This is a genomic window from Enorma phocaeensis (genome assembly GCF_016901575.1).
In the GTDB taxonomy this organism is placed as follows: domain Bacteria; phylum Actinomycetota; class Coriobacteriia; order Coriobacteriales; family Coriobacteriaceae; genus Limicola; species Limicola phocaeensis_A.
Window position 1 is genome coordinate 1 of the sequence record NZ_JACJKQ010000086.1, and the last position, 233, is coordinate 233.

The 233-nt window shown below is 70.4% G+C and carries 1 protein-coding gene; it reads right to left on the reverse strand.

All coding sequences use genetic code 11. The features are described from left to right. Positions 1-233 (reverse strand): hypothetical protein (locus tag H6A15_RS10275; protein ID WP_204673654.1); only part of this gene is annotated, 233 nt, incomplete at both ends.

Here is a 233-nt window from a genome sequence, read left to right on the forward strand (position 1 = left end):
TGGGCAAGCCCGTCATCGATGCTTGCTTGGTTGGCGTCGAGCTCTGCCTGGCCGTCGGCAATCTGGGCCATGCCGTCGGTGATCTCTGCCTGGGCGGCGTCAAGGCTCTCGAGCGCCTGTGCACGCTGCGCGTCCAACTCCGCCTGCGCCTGCTCGAGAAGGGCGAGCGCCGAGCGCGCCTGCGCAAGGCCCACCGTTGCCTGGCCTTTGCCGCTGGCGAGCTGCGCCAGCGG